Annotated in this window: 23 protein-coding genes; 10 read left to right on the top strand and 13 right to left on the bottom strand. The window is 63.0% G+C overall.

The genetic code is table 11. The features are described 5' to 3' along the window. Window positions 1-14 precede the first annotated feature (14 nt). The 4 genes from NKJ18_RS14240 (at window position 15) to NKJ18_RS14255 (ending at window position 4,040) form a co-directional block, all read left to right on the top strand. On the top strand, window positions 15-656 hold the full coding sequence (locus NKJ18_RS14240; RefSeq protein WP_352758479.1) for a 2-dehydro-3-deoxy-6-phosphogalactonate aldolase: 642 nt from the start codon (window positions 15-17) through the stop codon (window positions 654-656). After that, a complete protein-coding gene (locus NKJ18_RS14245) occupies window positions 656-1,531 on the top strand; it encodes an SMP-30/gluconolactonase/LRE family protein (RefSeq protein WP_023701959.1) in 876 nt (291 codons plus the stop codon). The genes NKJ18_RS14240 and NKJ18_RS14245 overlap by 1 nt, the downstream gene beginning before the upstream one ends. 103 nt (window positions 1,532-1,634) lie before the next feature. Then, entirely contained in the window at window positions 1,635-2,696 is a 1,062-nt protein-coding gene (locus tag NKJ18_RS14250; RefSeq protein ID WP_023701960.1) for a D-alanine--D-alanine ligase family protein, read from the top strand. Window positions 2,697-2,828: 132 nt separating this feature from the next. Next, the gene (locus tag NKJ18_RS14255; protein ID WP_352758481.1) at window positions 2,829-4,040 is read left to right on the top strand and encodes a low temperature requirement protein A; all 1,212 of its coding nucleotides are present in this window, start codon (window positions 2,829-2,831) and stop codon (window positions 4,038-4,040) included. Between the two features lie 18 nt (window positions 4,041-4,058). Here NKJ18_RS14255 and NKJ18_RS14260 read toward each other — a convergent pair whose 3' ends face one another. From NKJ18_RS14260 to NKJ18_RS14275, 4 genes are all read right to left on the bottom strand, one after another. Next, complete coding sequence (locus tag NKJ18_RS14260; protein WP_023701962.1) at window positions 4,059-4,346, bottom strand: DUF1330 domain-containing protein; 288 nt, start codon at window positions 4,344-4,346, stop codon at window positions 4,059-4,061. Between the two features lie 13 nt (window positions 4,347-4,359). Continuing rightward, complete coding sequence (pyrF, locus tag NKJ18_RS14265) at window positions 4,360-5,073, bottom strand: orotidine-5'-phosphate decarboxylase (protein WP_023701963.1); 714 nt, start codon at window positions 5,071-5,073, stop codon at window positions 4,360-4,362. Then, entirely contained in the window at window positions 5,070-5,666 is a 597-nt protein-coding gene (locus NKJ18_RS14270; protein WP_023701964.1) for an NADPH-dependent FMN reductase, read from the bottom strand. The genes pyrF and NKJ18_RS14270 overlap by 4 nt, the downstream gene beginning before the upstream one ends. A gap of 120 nt (window positions 5,667-5,786) precedes the next feature. After that, window positions 5,787-6,398: a LysE family translocator gene (locus tag NKJ18_RS14275; RefSeq protein ID WP_023714463.1), complete on the bottom strand. Its 612-nt coding sequence runs from the start codon at window positions 6,396-6,398 to the stop codon at window positions 5,787-5,789. 122 nt (window positions 6,399-6,520) lie between these two features. Between NKJ18_RS14275 and NKJ18_RS14280 the strand changes: the two genes are divergently transcribed. Further along, window positions 6,521-7,429 carry a LysR family transcriptional regulator gene (locus NKJ18_RS14280; RefSeq protein ID WP_023701965.1) on the top strand — a complete coding sequence of 303 codons (909 nt, stop codon included), beginning with the start codon at window positions 6,521-6,523 and terminating at the stop codon, window positions 7,427-7,429. Between the two features lie 95 nt (window positions 7,430-7,524). On the opposite strand, the gene pmtA is transcribed toward NKJ18_RS14280, so the two are convergent. The 7 genes from pmtA to NKJ18_RS14315 all read right to left on the bottom strand — a co-directional run bounded on the left by pmtA (window position 7,525) and on the right by NKJ18_RS14315 (window position 15,534). Then, window positions 7,525-8,130 (bottom strand): phospholipid N-methyltransferase PmtA, encoded by a 606-nt coding sequence (pmtA, locus tag NKJ18_RS14285; protein ID WP_023681321.1) that lies wholly within the window; start codon window positions 8,128-8,130, stop codon window positions 7,525-7,527. Window positions 8,131-8,247: 117 nt separating this feature from the next. Further along, complete coding sequence (dnaJ, locus tag NKJ18_RS14290) at window positions 8,248-9,378, bottom strand: molecular chaperone DnaJ (protein ID WP_023681322.1); 1,131 nt, start codon at window positions 9,376-9,378, stop codon at window positions 8,248-8,250. Between the two features lie 219 nt (window positions 9,379-9,597). Further along, window positions 9,598-11,514 carry a molecular chaperone DnaK gene (gene dnaK / locus NKJ18_RS14295; protein WP_023673200.1) on the bottom strand — a complete coding sequence of 639 codons (1,917 nt, stop codon included), beginning with the start codon at window positions 11,512-11,514 and terminating at the stop codon, window positions 9,598-9,600. A 371-nt stretch (window positions 11,515-11,885) separates the two neighbouring features. Beyond that, on the bottom strand, window positions 11,886-12,884 hold the full coding sequence (locus NKJ18_RS14300; protein ID WP_023673201.1) for an LLM class flavin-dependent oxidoreductase: 999 nt from the start codon (window positions 12,882-12,884) through the stop codon (window positions 11,886-11,888). A 22-nt stretch (window positions 12,885-12,906) separates the two neighbouring features. Beyond that, window positions 12,907-13,110 carry an arylamine N-acetyltransferase gene (locus NKJ18_RS14305; RefSeq protein WP_023673202.1) on the bottom strand — a complete coding sequence of 68 codons (204 nt, stop codon included), beginning with the start codon at window positions 13,108-13,110 and terminating at the stop codon, window positions 12,907-12,909. A gap of 82 nt (window positions 13,111-13,192) precedes the next feature. Continuing rightward, a complete protein-coding gene (locus NKJ18_RS14310; RefSeq protein WP_352758484.1) occupies window positions 13,193-14,362 on the bottom strand; it encodes an AI-2E family transporter in 1,170 nt (389 codons plus the stop codon). Between the two features lie 110 nt (window positions 14,363-14,472). After that, the gene (locus tag NKJ18_RS14315; protein WP_023673204.1) at window positions 14,473-15,534 is read right to left on the bottom strand and encodes an LLM class flavin-dependent oxidoreductase; all 1,062 of its coding nucleotides are present in this window, start codon (window positions 15,532-15,534) and stop codon (window positions 14,473-14,475) included. A gap of 234 nt (window positions 15,535-15,768) precedes the next feature. On the opposite strand from NKJ18_RS14315, the gene NKJ18_RS14320 reads away from it, so the two are divergent. Beyond that, window positions 15,769-16,197 (top strand): DUF6481 family protein, encoded by a 429-nt coding sequence (locus NKJ18_RS14320; protein WP_023673205.1) that lies wholly within the window; start codon window positions 15,769-15,771, stop codon window positions 16,195-16,197. 85 nt (window positions 16,198-16,282) lie between these two features. On the opposite strand, the gene sugE is transcribed toward NKJ18_RS14320, so the two are convergent. After that, window positions 16,283-16,597, bottom strand: coding sequence for a quaternary ammonium compound efflux SMR transporter SugE (sugE, locus tag NKJ18_RS14325; protein ID WP_023681326.1), 315 nt, complete (start codon window positions 16,595-16,597; stop codon window positions 16,283-16,285). Window positions 16,598-16,803: 206 nt separating this feature from the next. Continuing rightward, complete coding sequence (locus tag NKJ18_RS14330; RefSeq protein ID WP_006200611.1) at window positions 16,804-16,929, bottom strand: hypothetical protein; 126 nt, start codon at window positions 16,927-16,929, stop codon at window positions 16,804-16,806. A gap of 213 nt (window positions 16,930-17,142) precedes the next feature. Here NKJ18_RS14330 and NKJ18_RS14335 point away from each other — a divergent pair, with 213 nt between their 5' ends. The 4 genes from NKJ18_RS14335 to NKJ18_RS14350 all read left to right on the top strand — a co-directional run bounded on the left by NKJ18_RS14335 (window position 17,143) and on the right by NKJ18_RS14350 (window position 20,388). After that, entirely contained in the window at window positions 17,143-17,952 is an 810-nt protein-coding gene (locus NKJ18_RS14335; RefSeq protein WP_023673208.1) for a transglutaminase-like domain-containing protein, read from the top strand. Window positions 17,953-18,064: 112 nt separating this feature from the next. Beyond that, complete coding sequence (locus NKJ18_RS14340) at window positions 18,065-19,018, top strand: cation diffusion facilitator family transporter (RefSeq protein ID WP_023696044.1); 954 nt, start codon at window positions 18,065-18,067, stop codon at window positions 19,016-19,018. 77 nt (window positions 19,019-19,095) lie between these two features. Next, window positions 19,096-19,500 carry a GFA family protein gene (locus tag NKJ18_RS14345; RefSeq protein WP_023692994.1) on the top strand — a complete coding sequence of 135 codons (405 nt, stop codon included), beginning with the start codon at window positions 19,096-19,098 and terminating at the stop codon, window positions 19,498-19,500. A gap of 81 nt (window positions 19,501-19,581) precedes the next feature. Beyond that, window positions 19,582-20,388, top strand: coding sequence for a class I SAM-dependent methyltransferase (locus tag NKJ18_RS14350; protein ID WP_352758486.1), 807 nt, complete (start codon window positions 19,582-19,584; stop codon window positions 20,386-20,388). Window positions 20,389-20,449: the final 61 nt, after the last annotated feature.

The raw sequence follows: 20,449 nt of genomic DNA on the forward strand, positions 1-20,449 counted from the left end.
AGTGGAGTGACAGCGTGACCCAGACCGCACCTTTCCCGAAGCTGAAGCGTGGTCTTGTCGCCATTCTGCGCGGCCTCAGACCCAGCGAGGCGGTTGCCATCGGCCAGGCGCTGTTTGACGCCGGCATCGAAGCCATCGAGGTGCCGCTCAATTCGCCGGAGCCGTTTTCATCGATCGCCAGCATTGTCACCGCATTGCCCAAGACGACGCTGGTCGGCGCCGGCACGGTGCTGACTTCAGCCGATGTCGACGCCCTGGCCAAGGCCGGCGGGAGGCTGCTGGTCAGCCCCAACATCGATGCCGACGTCATGGCCCGCGCCATGCACCACGGCATGGTGACGATGCCAGGCGTGTTCACCCCCACCGAAGCTTTTCAGGCGATTAGGCTTGGGGCTTCGGCGCTCAAATTCTTCCCGGCAAGCGTGCTCGGGCCTAGCGGCATTTCGGCGATGCGGGCCGTGCTGCCGGCCGATACCGTGGTCGGCGCCGTCGGCGGCGTTTCCGACAAAGACTTTGCCGGCTACAAAGCCGCTGGGGTGACTGCTTTTGGTCTTGGCTCCAGCCTGTTCAAACCTAGTATGAGCGTCGACGAGGTGGCCTCGCGCGCCCGGGCGGCGGTGACGGCCTGGGATGCGGCCTTCGGCGGAGCGGCATGATGGGAAACGTTTCGGTTTTTTCGGACCATGTCTGTGAACTCGGCGAGGGGCCGAGCTACGATCCCGCCACCGACACGCTGTTCTGGTTCGACATCGTCAACGGGCTTTTGCTGGAGCAGGGTGTCACGTCCGGCGCGCGGAAGGTCCATGAGCTCGGCCAGATGGCCAGCGCCATCGCCATTATCGACGACAATCGCCAGCTCATCGCCACCGAGACCGGCCTGCATGTCCGCGACGTCTCGACCGGCAAGCTGACGCTGCATACGCCCATCGAGGCCGACAATGCGCTGACCCGCTCCAACGATGCGCGCGTCCACCCTTGTGGCGCCTTCTGGGTCGGCACGATGGGCAAGGGCGAGGAGAAGGGCGCGGGCGCCATCTACTGGTTCTTCAAGGGAGAATTGCGCACGCTTTACACCGGCATCACCGTGTCGAACTCGATCTGTTTCTCGCAGGATGGAACGATCGCCTACTACACCGATACCGCGACCGGCCTGTTGATGCGCGTCGCCTGCGATCCGGCAACGGGTCTGCCGATCGGCGAGTCCAAAGTGTTCGTCGACCATCGCTCGTCGAAGGGCTATGTCGATGGCTCGGTCGTCGACCGCGACGGCGTGCTGTGGAACGCGGTCTGGGGCGGCAAGGCGGTGAAGGCTTATGCGCCGGACGGCACATTGTTGCGCGAAATTGCCACGCCGGCGGGGCAGTCCTCGTGCCCGGCCTTTGTCGGCGCCAAGGCCGATCGGCTGGCGGTGACCTCGGCCTGGAAAGGCAAGGACGACAAGCAGCGCAAGCTTGACCCACAGGCCGGCATGACCTTCCTGCTCGACATCCCCGTCAACGGCCGCTTCGAGCCGCGCGTGCTGATCGCCTGAGCGTACCGGTTGTCGTGCAGGCGTCGGGCGCGGGTCGATTTCGCGCAAGCCGATCGCATTGGCCGTGCGATGGTGTGGCTGCATCACCGAGAAGCGTTGACCCATGCCGCGCCCGACCTTGATCCTCGTCCACGAGCCGGAAAAGGCCTGTTTCGACAGGCTGGTCGCCGACGGCTTTCCCGCCGAGCGCGCCCTGGAAATCTCGTCTTATCTGGCGCAGTCGACCGATCTCGCTCCTGAGTTCGATCAACTGGCGACCACTTGTGAAAAGCGCGGCCTCGCCTTTATGCCGGTTGCACTCGACGATGCGGCAAGCGCGCTGGCGAAGGCCGATCCCGCAACCACGCTGGTCTGGACGCTGACCGACGGCATTGCCTATTTCCGCGGTGCTGCAGCGCCCGCACTTGCCAGGCTGAATGGGCTTAGAACCATCGGAGCCGACGATGCGCTGTTCGCGCTTTGCCAGGACAAGTTCCGTTCCGGCGCCGTGCTTTGCGCGCTCGGCCTGCCGGCGCCGCAGGCAGGCCTGGCCCGCGACGGCCGCTGGCTGGCCGACCCGCCAGCTTCGGAAGCCGGCTGGTTCGTCAAGCCGAACCGGCTCGGCTCCAAGGTAGGCATCTGGCCGGATTCACGCTGCAACGACCTGGCCCATGCGCTGGAGCTTAGCCGGCGGGTCTATGCCGCTTATCGCGACGATGTCGTCGTCCAGCCCTATGTCGGCGGTCGCAATGTCCGCGCCAGCTTCCTTGGGCTGCAAACGGATGCCGGGGCGGAAGCGCTCGGCGTTGCATTCGTCGACTCCGGCGGCGATTTCCAGACCATGGCGGACTCGATGGCGCTTTACGGCGACACCGGCGAGGCCGCCAAGGCGGCTGGACTATACAGCGAGCCGGTGCTGGAGGCGGTTGCCGACACCCAGCCGGCAGCCGCGGCAACCATCCGCCGCATCGCCGAGCGGCTGGTCAGCGGGCTCGGCCTGCGAGACGTGTTTTCCCTCGATTTCAGGGTCGAGGCTAACGACCATGTCCACCTCATCGAGTTCGAGGTCTGTCCCGGCCTGCCCTGCTTCGATTTCCGCGCCTATTGCCTGATGCAATGGGGCATGACGCTGGCCGATGCGGTTGCCGAGACGGCGGCGAACCGACTGAACCGACAGGCGATCTGAACGGTCGAGGGACCAGCGCGACCTACCGCGCCTTGACGGCTTTTGCTCCACCTTTAGTGTCGCGGGACAGTCCTCAGGCAAGGCCGCGCTATGAGCACACCAGCAAGCTCCCTCCATCATCACATAAGGCGCATGACCGGGCGCGATCCGCATGAGGCGCATCGCGTCGCCACGCCGCTCGAGCTGCTGTTCGATCTGACCTTCGTCACCGCCTTCAGCCTTGCCTCGTCGCAACTGGCGCATGCCTTGGCCGAGGGCCACTACGCGGCGGCGCTGATCGGCTTCGGCTTTGCCAGCTTCGCCATCTGCTGGGCGTGGATCAATTTCTCCTGGTTTTCCTCCGCCTATGACACCGACGATTGGATCTTCCGCCTCGTCACCATGGTGCAGATGATCGGCGTGCTGGTGCTGGCCATCGGCCTGCCGCGCATGTTCGCCTCGATCGAGCATGGCGAACACCTCAACAATTCGGTCATGGTGCTGGGCTACGTCATCATGCGCGTCGCCATGATCTTCCAATGGCTGCGCGCGGCGCGGCAGGACCCTGGGCGGCGGCGTGCCTGTCTCACCTATGCCATCGCCATCGCGATCGCCCAGATCGGCTGGGTGGTGCAGATCCTGGTCGATTTCTCGCTGGCGACGAGCCTGGCTTTCGGCGCGGTCCTGCTTCTCATCGAGCTTGCCGGACCGGTCATCGCCGAACGCCGGGATGGCGGCACGCCCTGGCACGCGCATCACGTCGCCGAGCGCTACAGCCTGTTCGCCATTATCGCGCTGGGCGAAGGGGTGATCGGCACGCTGGCGACGCTGTCGGCCGTGGTCGAGGAGCAGGGCTGGAACCTCGATGCCGCCTTGATCGGCATTGCCGGAATGGGTCTCACCTTCGGCATGTGGTGGGTCTATTACATGCTGCCCTCGGGGACGGTGCTGCACCAGCACCGCAGCCGTTCCTTCGTCTGGGGCTATGGCCAGATGGTGATCGTCGCTGCCATCGTCGCCACCGGCGCCGGGCTGCATGTCGCGGCCTATTTCATCGAGCACAAGACCCATAACGGCCCGGTAGCGACCCTGCTGTCAGTCGCCATTCCGCTAGGCGTGTTCCTGGGGGCGATCTATGCGCTGTATTATTATCTCGTCCAGCGCTTCGATCCCCTCCACGTCTGGCTGCTGGCGGGAACGGCTGCGGTCGTCGCACTTGGCATCATCGCCGCCATTGCCGACGTCGACATGGCGGTCTGCCTCATCTTACTCACGCTAGCGCCGGCCGTCACTGTTGTCGGCTATGAGCTGTCGGGGCACCGCCATCAACTGGAGGTGCTGGCGCAGGAGGAAGCGCCGCACTGAGCAGAGCAGCTTCGCGCGTCAGATACCCTCGACCAGCACGATCTCGCCATCGGCCACTTTCTGACGGATGGCGACGGCGCGTTGGTATTCCGGCGAGTGGTAGCAGTCATGCGCCGCGCTGAGCGATTCGAACTCGATAATGACATTGCGGGCGCGGCCAGGCCCCTCGGCCTTTTCATGCTCACCGCCACGGGCAAGGAACTTCACGTCGAAACGGTCGAAAGCGAGCTTGGCGGCAGCGACATAGTCCTTGTAGCCTTCAGCGTCGCGCACATCGACGCGGGCTATCCAGTATCCCTTGCGCATTTTCTTCTCCTCGTTACGCGGCGCGCATCTCTTCCAGTATGGCTTCCGCCGCCGCGCGCCTGTCGCTTGCCGCCACGATTGGCCGGCCCACAACAAGATGGCTGGAGCCGTTGCGGATCGCCTGGCCGGGCGTCACCACGCGTTTCTGGTCACCATGGTCGCTGCCCTTGGGCCGTATCCCCGGCGTCACCACCGCCAGGTCGGGTCCGACGATGCGGCGCACCGCTTCCGCCTCCTCGGCCGAGCAGACGACGCCGCCCATGCCTGCATGCAGCGCCTGTTCGGCGCGCCTCAGCACCAGCGTGTGCGGGTCATATTCATAGCCGGCGTCGATCACGTCCTGCTCGTCCATCGAGGTCAGCACGCTGACCGCCAGCAGGCACAGGTCGCTGCCCCTGGCGGCCTCCACCGCGGCCCGCATCGCCTTGGGATAGGCGTGGATGGTCAGCATGGTCATGCCCATGCGCACGATGTTCTCGACACCCTTGGCCACCGTGTGGTCGATGTCGAGCAGCTTCATGTCGAGGAAGATTCTGGTGCCGCCGCTGGCCAACTCCCTGGCGAAGTCGAGCCCGCCGGCGAAGGCCAACTGATAGCCGATCTTGTAGAAGGAGACGACGCCGTCGAGTTCGCGCACCGCCTGTTCGGCCTCTTTCACCGTCGGCACGTCGAGGCCGACGATCAGCCTGTCTCTCATGGTATGGGCCTGCATGGCTGTGGAAATCATGCCCCGGTCCGGGTCGATAGCATGCGCGAGGTTTCGATCAGCGTGCGGCATAGGTGCTCCATCGATTTGGTCAGTCTATCATCCCTGAAATTGCCGTCGCCGTCGAAGGCACTGCCGCCATCGGATACCGAGCATTCCGGCGTCACCATCTCCAGCTGGCAGCGCACCAGCACGGCGCGCAGATGGTTGATGCAGCGGATCCCGGCGAAATGTCCGTTCGAAGACGAGCACAGGCCGGCGACCTTGCCGACAAATGGCCTCACCGGCCAGCCGCCATCGAGGCGCACCCGGCTTACCCAGTCGATCGTGTTCTTGAGCAGTGGCGGGATCGAGCCATTATATTCCGGCGTCGCGATCAGCAGCCCGTCATGGGCGGCGATCAGCCGGCCGAGCTTCACGGCGTTGTCGGGAACGCCTTTTTCCTTTTCGAGGTCCTCGTCGATGATCGGCAGCGGATAGTCGGCCAGCGAAATGCGCGTCACCTCGGCGCCTTGCATGGCCAGCTCCTTCTGCGCCACATCGGCGGTCCTGCCGCTGAAGGCGCCGCTGCGCACCGAGCCGGCGAAGACGAGGATTTTCGCGATCACAGCCATTGGCCACTCTTGTTCCCGGACAGGTACAGCCAGAGGCTGCGCAAATCAACGCACTGGCCCAAAAAACGGAAACGATCGGGGGGCAAGCGCGCGAAGGTGTGCCGAGCAGCTGGGCTATTGCTAGTGGGTGACCGCAATTCTTGCACTCAGCGCGATGAGTGCAACTCCGAGCAAGGCATCTATCGGCCTGCGGACGCTGCCATATACCGACCGAACCCTTCTTGTGGAGAACATTAGCGCGACAAGCCCAAACCACGCCATCGCGACCAGCCCGATTATGGCCAGGGACACTGCCTGGACCCAGATCGGAGCCTGCATCGGCAATACCGATATGAACAGGCTCGCGAAGAAGGCGGCCGTCTTCGGATTTGTAATTCCGACAACGAAGCCGCTTCGCCAGGGAGCCGTAGTCTCTGCGCCACTGACGGCCAGCGGTGGCTGCGCCTGCCAAGCCGACAAAAGGATCTTGCTGCCCAGGTAACCGAGATACACGGCGCCGGCGATCCGGACGGCAAGGTGAGCCCATGCAATCTGCGTCAGCACGAGGCCCAGGCCAAACATCGCGAGAGCCGCCCACACCATGATCGCTGCGGCAATGCCAAGCGCCACATGGAACCCCGCGCGACGGCTGATCAGCGCATGGGAAGTCACGGCTACAAAATCGGGTCCCGGGCTCATGGCGCCGAGCAGGAACACTGAAGCAAGTGTCAGGAATTGCGGAAGGTAGCTCATGCGAAGCTCCAATTTCAGGCTCGTCGTACCGCACGCCTGCATGCCAGAGAGGCCAGGAAGCCGCTCGCCGCGATTTCGAGGGTCGTTTCCCTCATCTTCACAAACCTACAGCGCCCTTTAATATGAGCGAAATGAAAGATATTTCGGCAGCCATGAACAAAGCTAATATCAACATCACAATGGTGCGCGTCCTGACATCGCTCAGCGAGACGCGCAGCTTCACGAAAACCGCCGAGCGGCTCTGTCTTTCTCAATCGGCCATAAGCCATGCAATGAAGGCGCTGGAGGAGATCGTTGGCGCGCCCCTCGTCATACGTGATCGGCGCGGTGTCGCTTTCACCGCAACCGGCGAGTCGGCTTTGGATGCGGCGCGCGCCGCTTTGCATGCTTTAGGCCGTCTTGCCGGCCTACGGGAACACTCCATCAAAGGCAGAGTACGGCTCGCGCTGGTCAGCAGCGCCTCGGTAAAGATTGCTCCATATGCGTTGAACATTACTTCCGTCCGGCACCCGGAGCTTGCTGTCGAACTGCTCTTGGGCACGGATACCGAGGTGGCGGAGTGGGTCGATCGCGGTGCCGCCGATATTGGACTGTCCTACATCGCCGGCAATTGCCAAGCCGAGGAACTTGTCGACGACGAACTCTTTGTGGCGTCATCGCAAAAGAACTCAGTCCAAGGCGGGTCATTTCCGATCCGCGCTCTCGACGGCCAGCCATTCATCATGTCGAGCGGCGGCTGCGGACCAATGCTTGCCGAATTGTTCCAGGATTTTGGCGTTGCGCCAGTTGTCATCCTGTCGGCGAGCGATATGGCGGCGCTGCTTGCTCTGGTTGGGGCCGGGCGCGGTTTGTCGATTGCGCCAGGCCTGGCGTTTCCGGCCGATTGGCAGCGAACCGTCGCGAGGCGTCCTCTGGAGCCGCGTGCGCGTCGGCCTCTGCTGCTTCTGTTCTCCAGCAGCGCCGAAGCAACGGCCGTGCGGGCCATGTGCGCGGCGATCAGAGAAGTCGCCACGAGTTTGCGAGGCGGATAACAGTCAAGGATGTGGATCGACCCTCAATCGAGCTTCCTTCGGGAGACGTCGATCCTCTACAAGGCGCCAGAGACTTCTCCCGCCCCCAATACCAGCTAATGCGCTTCGCGCCGGTAGATCCACAGCTGCGTCGGCGGGATGTTGCGGAAGATGAAGTCGAAATGCTTGACCGTGTAATTGCCGCGGCCGGGCGGGATCGGCGACAACGGCCCATAGGTCAGCTGCACGATCGGCCGTCCAACCGGGATGCGGTCTAGCAGGCTTTCAATATAGGCGATCCGCTGTGCGACCGGGAAATTGAGCAGCGGCACGCCGGAGACGACGGAATCGAAAACCATACCGCTCTTCTCGCCAAGCGTGGCGTTGAGATTGAAGGCATCGCCCTCGATGACGTTGACGCCGGGATAGAGCTGGCGCAGATGGCGCACGAAATCGGTGGAATATTCGACCGCATAGAGGTTTTCGGGCTTAACGCCCTGGGCGAGGATTGCACGCGTGATGACGCCTGTGCCGGGGCCGACTTCAAGCACCGGCAGGCCAGACTTCGGATTGACGATGGAAGCCATCTTGCGGGCGGTGACGGAGCTTGTCGGCACGATCGAACCGACCGACTTCGGCTTGTCGATCCAGCCTTTGAAGAATTTGAGTTCGTCGTCGAACTTTTCCGCCAGCGCCTTCCGCAATCCCGGACCACGTGCCATGCAAGTTCTCCTCAACACTCCCCGAACGCTACTTAGCAGCTAACAGGTCCAAGGCAAGGCGCGATCTGGCATAAGATGTTGATGACGTTCGGGAAGCGTGGCGGCCTTGGTTTGGGTTCAGTGCTCGCCGAAGGATTCGAAAAAGTCCTTCATGCGGGCGAAAAAGCCGCTCGACTGGGGCGAATTGTCCTTCGACGACAGCTGCTCGAACTCTTCCAGCAGCTCGCGCTGGCGGCGCGACAGGTTTTGCGGCGTTTCGACCGCGGTCTGGATGTAGAGGTCGCCGACATTGGGCTGGCGCAGCACCGGCATGCCCTTGCCCTTGAGGCGGAACTGGCGGCCGTTCTGCGTGCCTTCGGTCACTTTCACCTTGGTCTGGCTGCCGTCCAGCGTCGTCACCTCGAACGAGCCGCCAAGGGCGGCCGTCGTCATCGATATCGGCACCTTGCAGTAGAGATCGGCGCCATCGCGCTGGAAGAATTCATGCGGCTTCACCGCCAGAAAAATATAGAGGTCGCCCGATGGGCCGCCGCGCAGGCCCGCCTCGCCCTCATTGGCAAGCCGGATGCGGGTGCCATCCTCGATGCCGGCCGGGATATTGACCGACAGCGAGCGTTCCTCAGTGACGCGGCCCTGGCCGGCGCATTTCGGGCACGGGTCCTTGATCGTCTGCCCGCGGCCTTGGCATTGCGGGCAGGTACGCTCGATCGAGAAGAAGCCTTGCGTCGCCCGTACCTTGCCGTGGCCATGGCACATCGAGCAGGTCACCGGCTGGGTGCCGGGCTTGGCGCCGGTCCCGGAGCATTCCGTGCATGAGATCGAGGCCGGCACGCGGATTTGCGCGGTCTTGCCGGCAAACGCTTCTTCCAGCGTGATTTCCATATTGTAGCGCAAATCGGCGCCGCGTTCGCGGCCGCCCGACGAGCGGCGCTGGCGCCCGCCCATCATGTCGCCGAAAATATCTTCGAAAATGTCGGCGAAGCCGCCGGCGCCAAAACCTTGCGCGCCGCCATTCATGCCGCCCTGCTCGAAGGCGGCGTGACCGAAACGGTCATAGGCCGCGCGCTTCTGCGGGTCCTTCAGCGTTTCGTAGGCTTCGTTGATTTCCTTGAACTTATGCTCGCATGAGTGATCGCCGGGATTGCGGTCGGGATGGAACTGCATGGCCAGCTTGCGGAAAGCGCTCTTGAGCTCCTTCTCGTCGGCGCCCTTTTGCACGCCCAGCGTCTCGTAGAAATCAGCTTTCATCTTTTCCCGCAGTCCGGATGCTCAACGTCTTGATGCATGTTGCGTCGTTTGCCGGCACGTTGTCTCGATTTAGGAGCGGTGCTGCCCGGATGCTAGGGCCGGCGCGCTTGTGCCTGTGTTTTTCAGTGACTTTTTCGGCAAGGCCCGCACTTTTTCAGCGAGGGTTGCAAAAAAGCCCGGCTTTGCGCCGGGCTTTCCGCTTTATTTGCCGTCAACCGGTCAGGCCGACTTCTTCTTCTCGTCGTTTTCGTCGATTTCCTCGAAATCGGCGTCGACCACATCGCTATCCTTGGCCGCGTCCGCCTTGGCGTCGGCTTCCGCCGCTTCCTTCTGCGAAGCTTCGTACATGGCCTGGCCGAGCTTCATGGATGCTTCGGCAAGCGTCTGCGACTTGGCCTCGATGTCGGCGGCATCGTCGCCTTCGGCAGCAGCCTTCAGCGCCGTGATAGCCTCCGATATCGCCGTGCGCTCGGTTTCCGAAACCTTGTCGCCATATTCTTTCAGCGACTTCTCGGAGGAGTGCACCAGCGCCTCGGCCTGGTTGCGGGCCTCGACCAAGGCGCGCCGCTGCTTGTCGGTCTCGGCATTGGCTTCGGCGTCCTTGACCATCTTCTCGATGTCGGCGTCCGAAAGGCCACCAGAGGCCTGGATGCGGATCTGGTGCTCCTTGCCGGTGCCCTTGTCCTTGGCCGAAACGTTGACGATGCCGTTGGCGTCGATGTCGAAAGTGACCTCGATCTGCGGCACGCCGCGCGGCGCCGGCGGAATGCCGACCAGGTCGAACTGGCCGAGCGCCTTGTTGTCGGCAGCCATTTCACGCTCGCCCTGGAAGACGCGGATGGTCACGGCCGACTGACTGTCTTCAGCGGTCGAGAACACCTGGCTCTTCTTGGTCGGGATGGTCGTGTTGCGTTCGATCAGGCGGGTAAACACGCCACCCAGCGTCTCGATGCCGAGCGACAGCGGCGTCACGTCGAGCAGCAGCACGTCCTTCACGTCGCCCTGCAGCACGCCGGCCTGGATTGCGGCGCCGAGTGCGACGACCTCATCCGGGTTGACGCCCTTGTGCGGCTCCTTGCCGAAGAACTGCTTCACGATCTCCTGGATCTTGGGCATGCGGGTCATGCCGCCGACCAGGACCACTTCGTCGATCTCGCCAGCCTTCAGCCCGGCATCCTTGAGCGCTGCCTTGCAGGGCTCGATGGTGCGCTGGACGAGATCGTCGACCAGCTGCTCGAACTTGGCACGGGTCAGCTTCAGTGTCAGGTGCTTGGGGCCGGTCGCGTCGGCGGTGATGAAGGGCAGGTTGATTTCGGTCTGCGTCGTCGACGACAGCTCGATTTTGGCCTTTTCAGCCGCCTCCTTGAGGCGCTGCAGCGCAAGCTTGTCGTTCTTCAGGTCGATGCCCTGTTCCTTCTTGAACTCGGCCGCCAGGTATTCGACGAGACGCATGTCGAAATCCTCGCCGCCGAGGAAGGTGTCGCCATTGGTCGACTTCACTTCGAACACGCCGTCGCCGATTTCGAGCACCGAAATGTCGAACGTGCCGCCGCCAAGGTCATAGACGGCAATGGTCTTGCCATCCTTCTTGTCGAGGCCGTAGGCAAGTGCTGCAGCCGTCGGCTCGTTGATGATGCGCAGCACCTCAAGGCCGGCGATCTTGCCGGCGTCCTTGGTGGCCTGGCGCTGGGCGTCATTGAAATAGGCCGGAACGGTGATGACCGCCTTCTCGACCTTCTCGCCGAGATAGGCCTCCGCCGTTTCCTTCATCTTCTGCAGGATCATGGCCGAGATCTGGCTGGGCGACTGCTTCTTGCCGCCGGCCTCGACCCAGGCATCGCCATTGTCGCCCTTGACGATCTTGTAGGGGACAAGCTTCTTGTCCTTCTCCGTCACCGGGTCGTCATAGCGGCGGCCGATCAGGCGCTTGACCGCGAAGATGGTGTTTTCAGGATTGGTGACCGCCTGGCGCTTGGCCGGCTGGCCGACGAGACGTTCGCCGTCGCCCGAGATGGCGACGATGGAAGGCGTCGTGCGCGCGCCTTCCGCATTTTCAATGACCTTGGGCTCCTTGCCATCCATGATGGCGATGCAGGAGTTGGTGGTGCCGAGATCGATACCGATTACTTTTGCCATTTTTCTAGTCTCTCCGCTAAGCAGGCTCTCAGGACCCGTAAGGCGTTCCGACGAAAGCCCCTGTTCACAAGAAATTCCGCTCCGGCAACCGGCATTCCGGCACTGGGCGGCTTGGCGCGTATATAAGAACAGGCGGCATCGGGCGCAAGCATTCTGCGCATGGCATCCACCGCGCCGCGCTTGGCGCCTTTGAACAGCCGCCCAGCGGCCCGGATGTGCTCCAACCGCGCTCAAAACCCCAGGATCTGCGCGATCCCCCGGCGAAGCGCCCAGTCAGGGCTTCGAAACCACAAGAAAACGTCACCTATGCGTGAGAGAGGCGGCTCCTGGCTGAGGAAGGCGCCTGCCCACAGCAGACACAGGCAAAAGCGTCACGCGGCCTGCGACAGCGATTTATGCGCCTCGGCCAGGATTTCGAACGAGCGCACGCGTGCCGCATGGTCGAAGATCTGCGCGGTCACCATCAGCTCGTCTGCGCCGGTGCGGCGCACGAACGCGTCTATGCCTTGCCGGACGGTTTCGGGAGAGCCGACGACGGCGCAGGACAGCGCCTGCGAAATCATGGTTTTTGCCATCGGCTCGAGCGTCTGGTCATAGCCCTCGACCGGCGGCGGCAGGCGGCCGGCCCGCCCGGTGCGCAGATTGACGAAGGCCTGCTGGAGCGAGGTGAACAGCAGTTTTGCCTCTCCATCGGTCGGTGCGGCGAAAACGTTGAGGCCGAGCATGACATAGGGCTTGTCCAGCTGTTCCGAAGGCTGGAAGCGCGAACGGTAGATCTCCAGCGCATGGTCCAGTTCGGCCGGCGCGAAATGCGAGGCGAAGGCATAGGGCAGGCCGAGCATGGCGGCGAGCTGCGCGCCATAGAGGCTGGAACCGAGGATCCAGACCGGCACCTTCTGGCCTTCGCCGGGCACGGCGTGGATACGCTGGCCTTCCGCGGCCGGCTGGAAATAGCCCATCAGCTCGACGACATCCTGGGGGAAATTGTCTGACGCCTCGAGATTGCGGCGCAGCGCGCGCGCTGTTCCCATATCGGTGCCGGGCGCGCGGCCGAGGCCGAGGTCGATGCGGCCGGGGTGCAGTGCCGCCAGCGTGCCGAACTGCTCGGCAATCACCAGCGGCGCATGGTTGGGCAGCATGATGCCACCGGCGCCGACGCGGATGGTCTTGGTGCCGCCGGCGACATGGGCGATGACGACGGCGGTCGCCGCGCTGGCGATGCCCGGCATGTTGTGGTGCTCGGCCAGCCAGTAGCGCCTGTAGCCGAGCCGCTCGGCATGGCGGGCCAGGTCGAGCGAATTTGCCAGCGATTGCGAGGCGTCGCTGCCTTCGACGATCGGCGACAGGTCGAGAACGGAAAGTGCGGTCATGGGCCTCAAGCCTTTACGATGTTCAACTGCCTGACCCTGGTTTCGAAGGCGCGGTCGGGAATGACGATGTCGAGCTGGTGCCAAGCAACGGGTCCATATTCTCGAACGGGATCGCCTGCGGACGCTGGCGATGCGGCGCGCTCAGCGTGCCGAGCGGAGCATCGATCGGGCCGCGATAGCCGATGCGGTCGAAATAGGAATCGAGGTCGAAGGAGGCATCTTTCATCGCAGGGTCCGGCTTGACCGGCTCGATATAGGCACTCCGCCTGAAGACAACAAATGCGCGATGACGGGCAGGCGCGGCAAGCTTATGCCGCTGCCTTTCCGTTCTCTTCGGCCGCTTCTTCCTCCACCACGGCCGTCTGCTGTGCGGCGAGAAAATTGCCGACATGGCTGAGGCCATCGAAATGATCGCAGAACACTTTGACGACGACCAACAGCGGCACCGCCATCAGCGCGCCGACAAAGCCCCAAAGCCAGGACCAGAAGGCGATGGCGATGAAGATCGCCACGGCGTTGATCTCGAGGCGTCGGCCGACAACCATCGGCGTAACGAACTGGCCTTCGACGATGTCGCACAAAAGCACGAAGCCCGGCGCCAAAAGGGCGTAGGTGATCGAGTCGAAGCTGATCATCGCAATGACGCTGACCAGCACGATGGTGATCAGCGCGCCGACATAGGGCAGGAAGTTGAGCAGCGCCGCCATCGTTCCCCAGACGAGCGGGTTGGGCATGCCGAGCGCCCACAGGCCAAGGCCGATAACCGCGCCGAGACCGGCATTGATGACGGTGACGGTGAGCAGATAATGCGAGATTTCGCGCTCGACGTCATAGACGACGCGCAAGGCCCGCTTCTTCTCACTGAGGCTGGCGAAGGACTGGATGATCTTCTCATAGAACATCGTGCCTGACGCCAGCAGGAACAGCGACAGCACGAAGATGATGGTCAGGCTTGTCCCCGCCGACAGGACGTTGCTGGCGGCGGCCGACAGGACGCCGGACTGTGCCATCGCCACCTTCTGGATGCCCGGCTCCTGCGAGGTCTCCGTCATCTGTTCGATCTGATGCGAGATCTGCATGATCCTCTCGAGCGGACGCCGTAATTGCGCCAGCCGTTCGGTAAGTTGTTGGCCGATCGACGAGGTGTTGTTGAGAAGGTCGATGACCGGGCCGCTGAGCAGATAGCCGGCAACGCCGAAGACGCAGATCGACAGCACGACCAACATTGTCGCCGAAGCCACTTCCGGAATGCCGCGCTTGCGCAGGAAGCGCACGATTGGTGTCAGCGTCAGCGTCAGCAGGAAGGCGAGGATGACCGGCATGAAGAAAGCACGCGCGAAATACAGCGCGTAGATGGCCATGAACAGGAAGATCCCGATGAGCAGCGAACGCATCAGATGCGTGTCGGCACGCGCCACAACTCTCGCCTCTTCGGTTTCGGCAAGGCCAGCACCCAAAGCGGCGGGTTCGGCTTTCATGATTTTCCCTCAGCGGCGCACCGCAATTGGTGCATTCCCCTGACGGAAACGCCTCTGCAAGCCCAAGGTTCCGTTAGCCGGCAAGGCCCTCAATCCGGGCCGCCCGTCGCTCAGGCGGCTGGCGCTGCGACGGCGACGCCGGGCTTGGCGGTCTCCTTGCGCACGATCGGCGCCACCTTGGTGCCGTACAGTTCGATCGCCTTCATGATCTTGGCGTGCGGCATGGCGCCGATCGCCATCTGCAGCAGGAAGCGGTCATTGTTGAAGATCTTGTGCTGGGCGACGATCTTTTCCGCCACCTGCTCCGGATTACCGACGAACAGCGCGCCGTTCGGACCACGCGACTGATCGAAATGCGCCCGCGAGGTCGGGCCCCAGCCGCGCTCGCGGCCGATGCGGTTCATCACTTCGGCCTGCGGGCCGTAGAAATCGTCGGCCGCCTGTTCAGTGGTCCCGGCGATGAAGCCGTGCACATTGATGCTGGTGGCAAGGCCCGAGGGGTCGGTACCGGCCCGCCTGGCGGCATCGCGATAAATGTCGAACAGCGGTGCAAACCGCGCCGGCTCACCGCCGATGATGGCCAGCGCCAGCGGCAGGCCGAGCACGCCCGCGCGCGCCGCAGATTGCGGCGTTCCACCTATTGCGATCCAGATCGGCAATTTGTCCTGCAGCGGCCGCGGATAGACGCCGCGGTCGTTGATGGGCGCGCGCAGATTGCCGGACCAGGTGACATTTACATTATCGCGGATGGCCAGCAGCAAATCGAGCTTTTCGGCGAACAGCTCGTCATAGTCCTCGAGATTGTAGCCGAACAGCGGGAAGGATTCGATGAACGAGCCGCGCCCGGCCATGATCTCGGCCCGGCCGTCCGACAAAAGGTCGAGCGTTGCGAACTGCTGGAAGACGCGCACCGGATCGTCGGAGGACAGCACGGTGACCGCGCTGGTCAGCTTGATGCGCTTGGTGCGTTCGGCGGCAGCGGCCAGCGCCACCACCGGCGCGGACGCGGCATAGTCGGGGCGGTGATGTTCGCCCAGACCAAAGACGTCGAGGCCGACCTGGTCGGCCAGCTCGACCTCCTCGATCAGATTGCGCAGTCGCTGATGCGGGCCGATCGCGCCGGGGCCGGGCTCCGGGCTGACGTCGGCGAAAGTGTAGAGACCGAGTTCCATGGCATGTCATCCAAATGTTCTGATTTGCCGCTAGAGGTAGCGGCGAGCCGCCCCGGCCGCCAGAGGGGCGGATGGTGAACAGTGCATGTCGGTTTCGGCCGGCTTTGTTTCAGGGAAAACGCGTCTCCCGGCTGCAACAGCATAAACTTTCATGGCTGGCATACCGTTTTGGCGCTTGAACTCTCGGTTTTCGCGCGTATGTAAGCGTCGCGAATTGACTTCAGGGAAGTGGACTTGGCTATCTACAGGGAAAAAGACATTTTCGAGCGGCGCAATGCCGCGAACGAGGCAAAGAAGGCGCTTCTGGAGCGCTTCAAGTCAAAGCCGGCGGCTGATGATCCTGCGGTTCTGGCCAAACAAGCCGAACGCAAGGCGATTCTTGAGGCTCGCGAGATACGCGAGGCCGAAAAGGCCAGGCTGAAGCAGGAAAAGCTGGCACGCGAGGCGGTCGAGAAGGCCGAGCGCGAGGCAGCAGCCGAAGCGGCGCGTATTGCGGCCGAAGAGGCAGCGCAGGCTGAAGCGAAGATCAAGGAAGCCGAAGAAAACGAGCGCATTGCCCGTTTGCTGGCCGACGAAGCCGAACGCAAGGCCAAGCGCGACGCACGCTATGCGGCCCGCAAGCAGCGTACCGGCAGGACGCCTCCGGGCTTCTCCGCCCGCTAACGCTTCGATCGAAACGATCGGACATCAGGGTCGCCTTCCAGCGGCCCTGAATGTGTTTGTGCGTCGATTTCCTTGGTTGCTTTGCTCAGGCGGCGAGCTTCAGCCCCATAATGCCGCAGACGATGAGCGCAATGCAGGCGAGCCGGATGGCCGTCGCCGGCTCGCCCAGCAGCCAGATGCCAAGCAGCGCCGTGCCGACCGTGCCGATGCCGGTCCACACCGCATAGGCCGTCCCGACAGGCAGCGTCTTGAGCGCCAGGCCGAGCAACCCGAGGCTGATGATCATCGAGGCGACAGTGAGCACCGTCGGCAGCGGCTTCGAGAAGCCGTCAGTGTATTTGAGGCCGATCGCCCAGCCGATTTCGAACAGACCAGCGAAGAACAGAAAAATCCACGACATCGGGATGCACTCCTTCCATGAGGATGGCGGGGCGTCCCGGCCGGACTTTTGAGAAAGGCGCGAGGTCGTCCTCGCCGCTTCGGTATAAGCGGCTGCGCCGGTGCGATCAACAAAAACACCGGCCGCATCGTTCATGCCGCCGGTGTCAAAATCTGCGCCGAAACGGTTGTCCGGATTTCAACCGTCCAAGATCTTCCGAGGCGGGCTTACTTTTCCTTGAGCCTCATCGCCTTGACGGGCGGCGCCTTGAGTGCCGGAGCCGCTGCGGGCTTCTTGGCGTCTTTTTTCGGCTTCCGAGCTTCCTTGCCCGCCTTCATCGCACCTTTAGCCATGATTCGCTCCTCCAGTTGCTGGGAGGCCAAGTGAAACAAGAGAAACGCCGGACTGCAAGGGGGCGGGCGTCTGTCGCCGGCGCCGTCGGGCCGCTTTCAACCGGTTTCTAATTTGCTCGTAAACCATTCCGGTCCGTGCCATGGTTGCCTTCGCACTGCAGCATCGGCCATGCCTTCGCCCGGCGATGATCAGGCAGTGCGGTCAGGACGACAATGCGAATCCGCATCGGCAGCGAGATGAGTTTCGATTTTCCGCAGGAAACGCCGCTCATCGCGATGCTCAACGTCCACTACTCCAGGGCCTCCGATCTCGAGCGCCCGGATTTCCTGACCTCCAGCCCGCCGGTGCCGATCCAGAGCTACCGCGACAGTTTCGGCAATTGGTGCAACCGTTTCGTCGCCCCGCCCGGGCGCTTCACCTTCGGCACCGATTCGGTAATCCGCGACCCCGGTACCTTCGAGATGGGCGACCTGATGGCCTGGCAGCATGAGGTTCGCGACCTGCCGTCGGACACATTGCTGTTCCTGTTGCCCAGCCGCTTTTGCGAGAGCGATCTGCTGGCCAGCGAAGCCTGGCGGCTGTTCGGGCATACGCCGCTCGGTATTGCCCGCGTCCAGGCGGTCTGTGATTTCGTCCACAACCACATCGTCTTCAGCTACGGCAATGCCCGACCGACGCGCACCGCGGCCGAAGCCTATCGCGAGCAAAGCGGCGTCTGCCGTGACTTTGCCCACCTCGCCGTCACCTTCTGCCGTGCGCTAAACATCCCGACCCGCTACTGCACCGGCTACATCAGCGACATCGGCCTGCCCAAACCTTGGGCGAGCATGGATTTCGCAGCCTGGATGGAGGTCTATCTCGGTGGCCGCTGGCATGTCTTTGACCCGCGCAACAATTCGCCACGCATCGGCCGCATCCTGATCGCGTCGGGTCGCGACGCCGCCGACGTGCCGCTGACCCACATCTTCGGACCGGGCACGCTGGCTGGTTTCAAGGTGTGGACGGACGAGATCATCGAATAGGGGCGTCTTTCCGCAAGCTGGCCTTCAACCTGAACGACCAGGCGATTCGTGCGTTGTGATGCCTGTGGAGCTCGGCGGCAGGCCGTTACATTGGGCGCCTTGGAGGGACAGCATGGCAGCGCATGGCGGGTCGAAGACGGTCATCTACGCGGCGCTCGCCGGTAATTTAGCTATTGCTATGACCAAATTCGTCGCCGCCTTCTTCACCGGCAGCTCGGCGATGCTGTCGGAAGGCGTGCACTCGCTGGTGGATACCGGCAATGGCGGGCTGCTGCTCTACGGCATGCACCGCGCCGCCCGTCCGCCGGACCGCACGCACCCGCTCGGCCATGGCCGCGAGCTGTATTTCTGGAGCTTCATTGTCGCCCTGCTCGTCTTTGCGCTCGGCGCTGGCGTGTCCTTCTATGAAGGCGTCGTCCACATCATGGCGCCTCAGCCGGTCGCCAATCCCAAAATCAACTACATTGTGCTGGGCCTCTCAATGCTGTTCGAGGGCAGCTCCTGGTACGTGGCGCTGAAGGAGTTCCGCCAGCAGAAGGGCAACCAAGGCTGGCTGCAGGCCGTGCAATCGAGCAAGGATCCGAGCGTCTACACGATCCTGTTCGAGGACAGCGCCGCCCTGCTCGGTCTGTTCGTCGCCTTCGCCGGCATATTGGCGGCCGAACTCCTCGACATGCCCGAGCTCGACGGCGTCGCCTCGATCGGCATCGCGATGATCCTCGGCGCCACCGCCATCTTTCTGGCGCGCGAAAGCAAGGGATTGCTCATCGGTGAGCCGGCCTCGCCGGAAGTGCAGGCCAAGGTGCTGGCCATCGCCCAGCAGGATCCGGCAGTGCAGCGGGCCAACGGCGTTCTCACCGTCCATCTCGGCCCGCAACAGATCGTCGCTGGGCTGAGCATCGAATTCGAGGACCATCTGACGGCGCCTGAGATCGAAGCCTGTGTCGAGCGCATCGAGGCGCTCTTGAAAAAAGAAATGCCGGAGATCACCAGACTGTTCGTCAAGCCGCAGACGACCGGAACCTGGGAGCACCGGCGCAAGCAGGTCGAGGCGGCGTCGGACTAGTTCTGGACCAGCAGTCCACCGTTGGCGCCATCGCCTGGTCCCGCTAAGATCACCCGACGGATTTCGGAGAATCAACGATGAAAATCGATGGTGGGTGCCATTGCGGCGCCATAACTTATGAAGCAGACGTCGACCCGGAAAAGACCTCTATCTGTCATTGCACCGACTGCCAGCAACTGACCGGTACCGCCTTTCGTGTCACTGTTCCCGCGCCTGAGGATCATTATAGGATCACAAAGGGCACACCGAAGGTTTATATCAAGACGGGATCGAGCGGCGCCAAGCGTGCCCAGGCGTTCTGCGGCGACTGCGGTTCCCATCTTTACGCAACGTCGGTTGGCGACGGGCCGAAGGTCTATGGGATCAGGGCGGGGACCGCGCGGCAACGCGAGGATCTCGTTCCGACCCAACAGAAATGGCACCGATCGGCCCTGCACTGGCTTCCGGATTTCGAGGGCGTAAGCATCGTAGAGGCGCAGTAGCACCTGCCTCCCGGTTAAACGCGGCCCAAACCAGCCAATAATGTGCTAGGCTAGCCATCAAACGGATGGCGGGGGATAGCAATGTCGGAAACGGACAAAGTGTTTGCCGGCTCGATTCCGGAAAACTACGACCGCTACATGGTGCCGCTGATCTTCGAGCCGTTCGCCGCGGATTTGGCACGACGGGCAGCGTCCTTGTCGCCCGGCGCCGTCCTGGAAGTCGCCGCCGGCACCGGCGTTGTCACCCGCGCATTGGCTCCAAAACTGTCTCCCGGCGTAAGCTATGTCGTGACCGACCTCAACCAGCCTATGCTCGACTACGCGGCCTCGCGACAAGCTCCCGACAGTCGTATACATTGGCGTCAGGCGGATGCTCTGGCGCTGCCGTTCGAAGATGCGGCTTTCGATCTCGTTTGCTGTCAGTTCGGCGCGATGTTCTTTCCCGACCGAGCCGCCGGCTATCGCGAAGCAAAGCGGGTCCTGAAGACCGGCGGCCATTTCCTGTTCAACGTGTGGGATCGCATCGAAGACAATGTATTCGCCAATGATGTGACGAATGCTCTTGCGGAGATTTTTCCGAACGATCCGCCCCGCTTTCTCGCCCGCACGCCGCACGGCTACAATGACACTGCATTGATCCGCGGCGAGTTGGAAGCCGCAGGTTTCTCCCGTGTGGTGATCGACACGAGGGCCGAACAAAGCCGTGCCTCCTCGCCGCGCCTTCCGGCGGTTGCCTATTGCCAGGGAACTCCGCTTCGCAACGAAATCGAGGCTAGAGGAAAACTGGAAGCCGCAACCGATCACGCCGCGTCCGTGATTGCAGCCAGACACGGCAGCGGCGAGGTTGCGGCCAAGATCCAGGCTCACGTGATCGTGGCTACGGTCTAATGCATGGCGCCCAGAAGTGTGCCGCGGTTCTGGGACAACGACATGCATCAAAACAAAGACT

It is taken from the genome of Mesorhizobium sp. M0217, assembly GCF_040321955.1.
Lineage (GTDB): Bacteria > Pseudomonadota > Alphaproteobacteria > Rhizobiales > Rhizobiaceae > Mesorhizobium.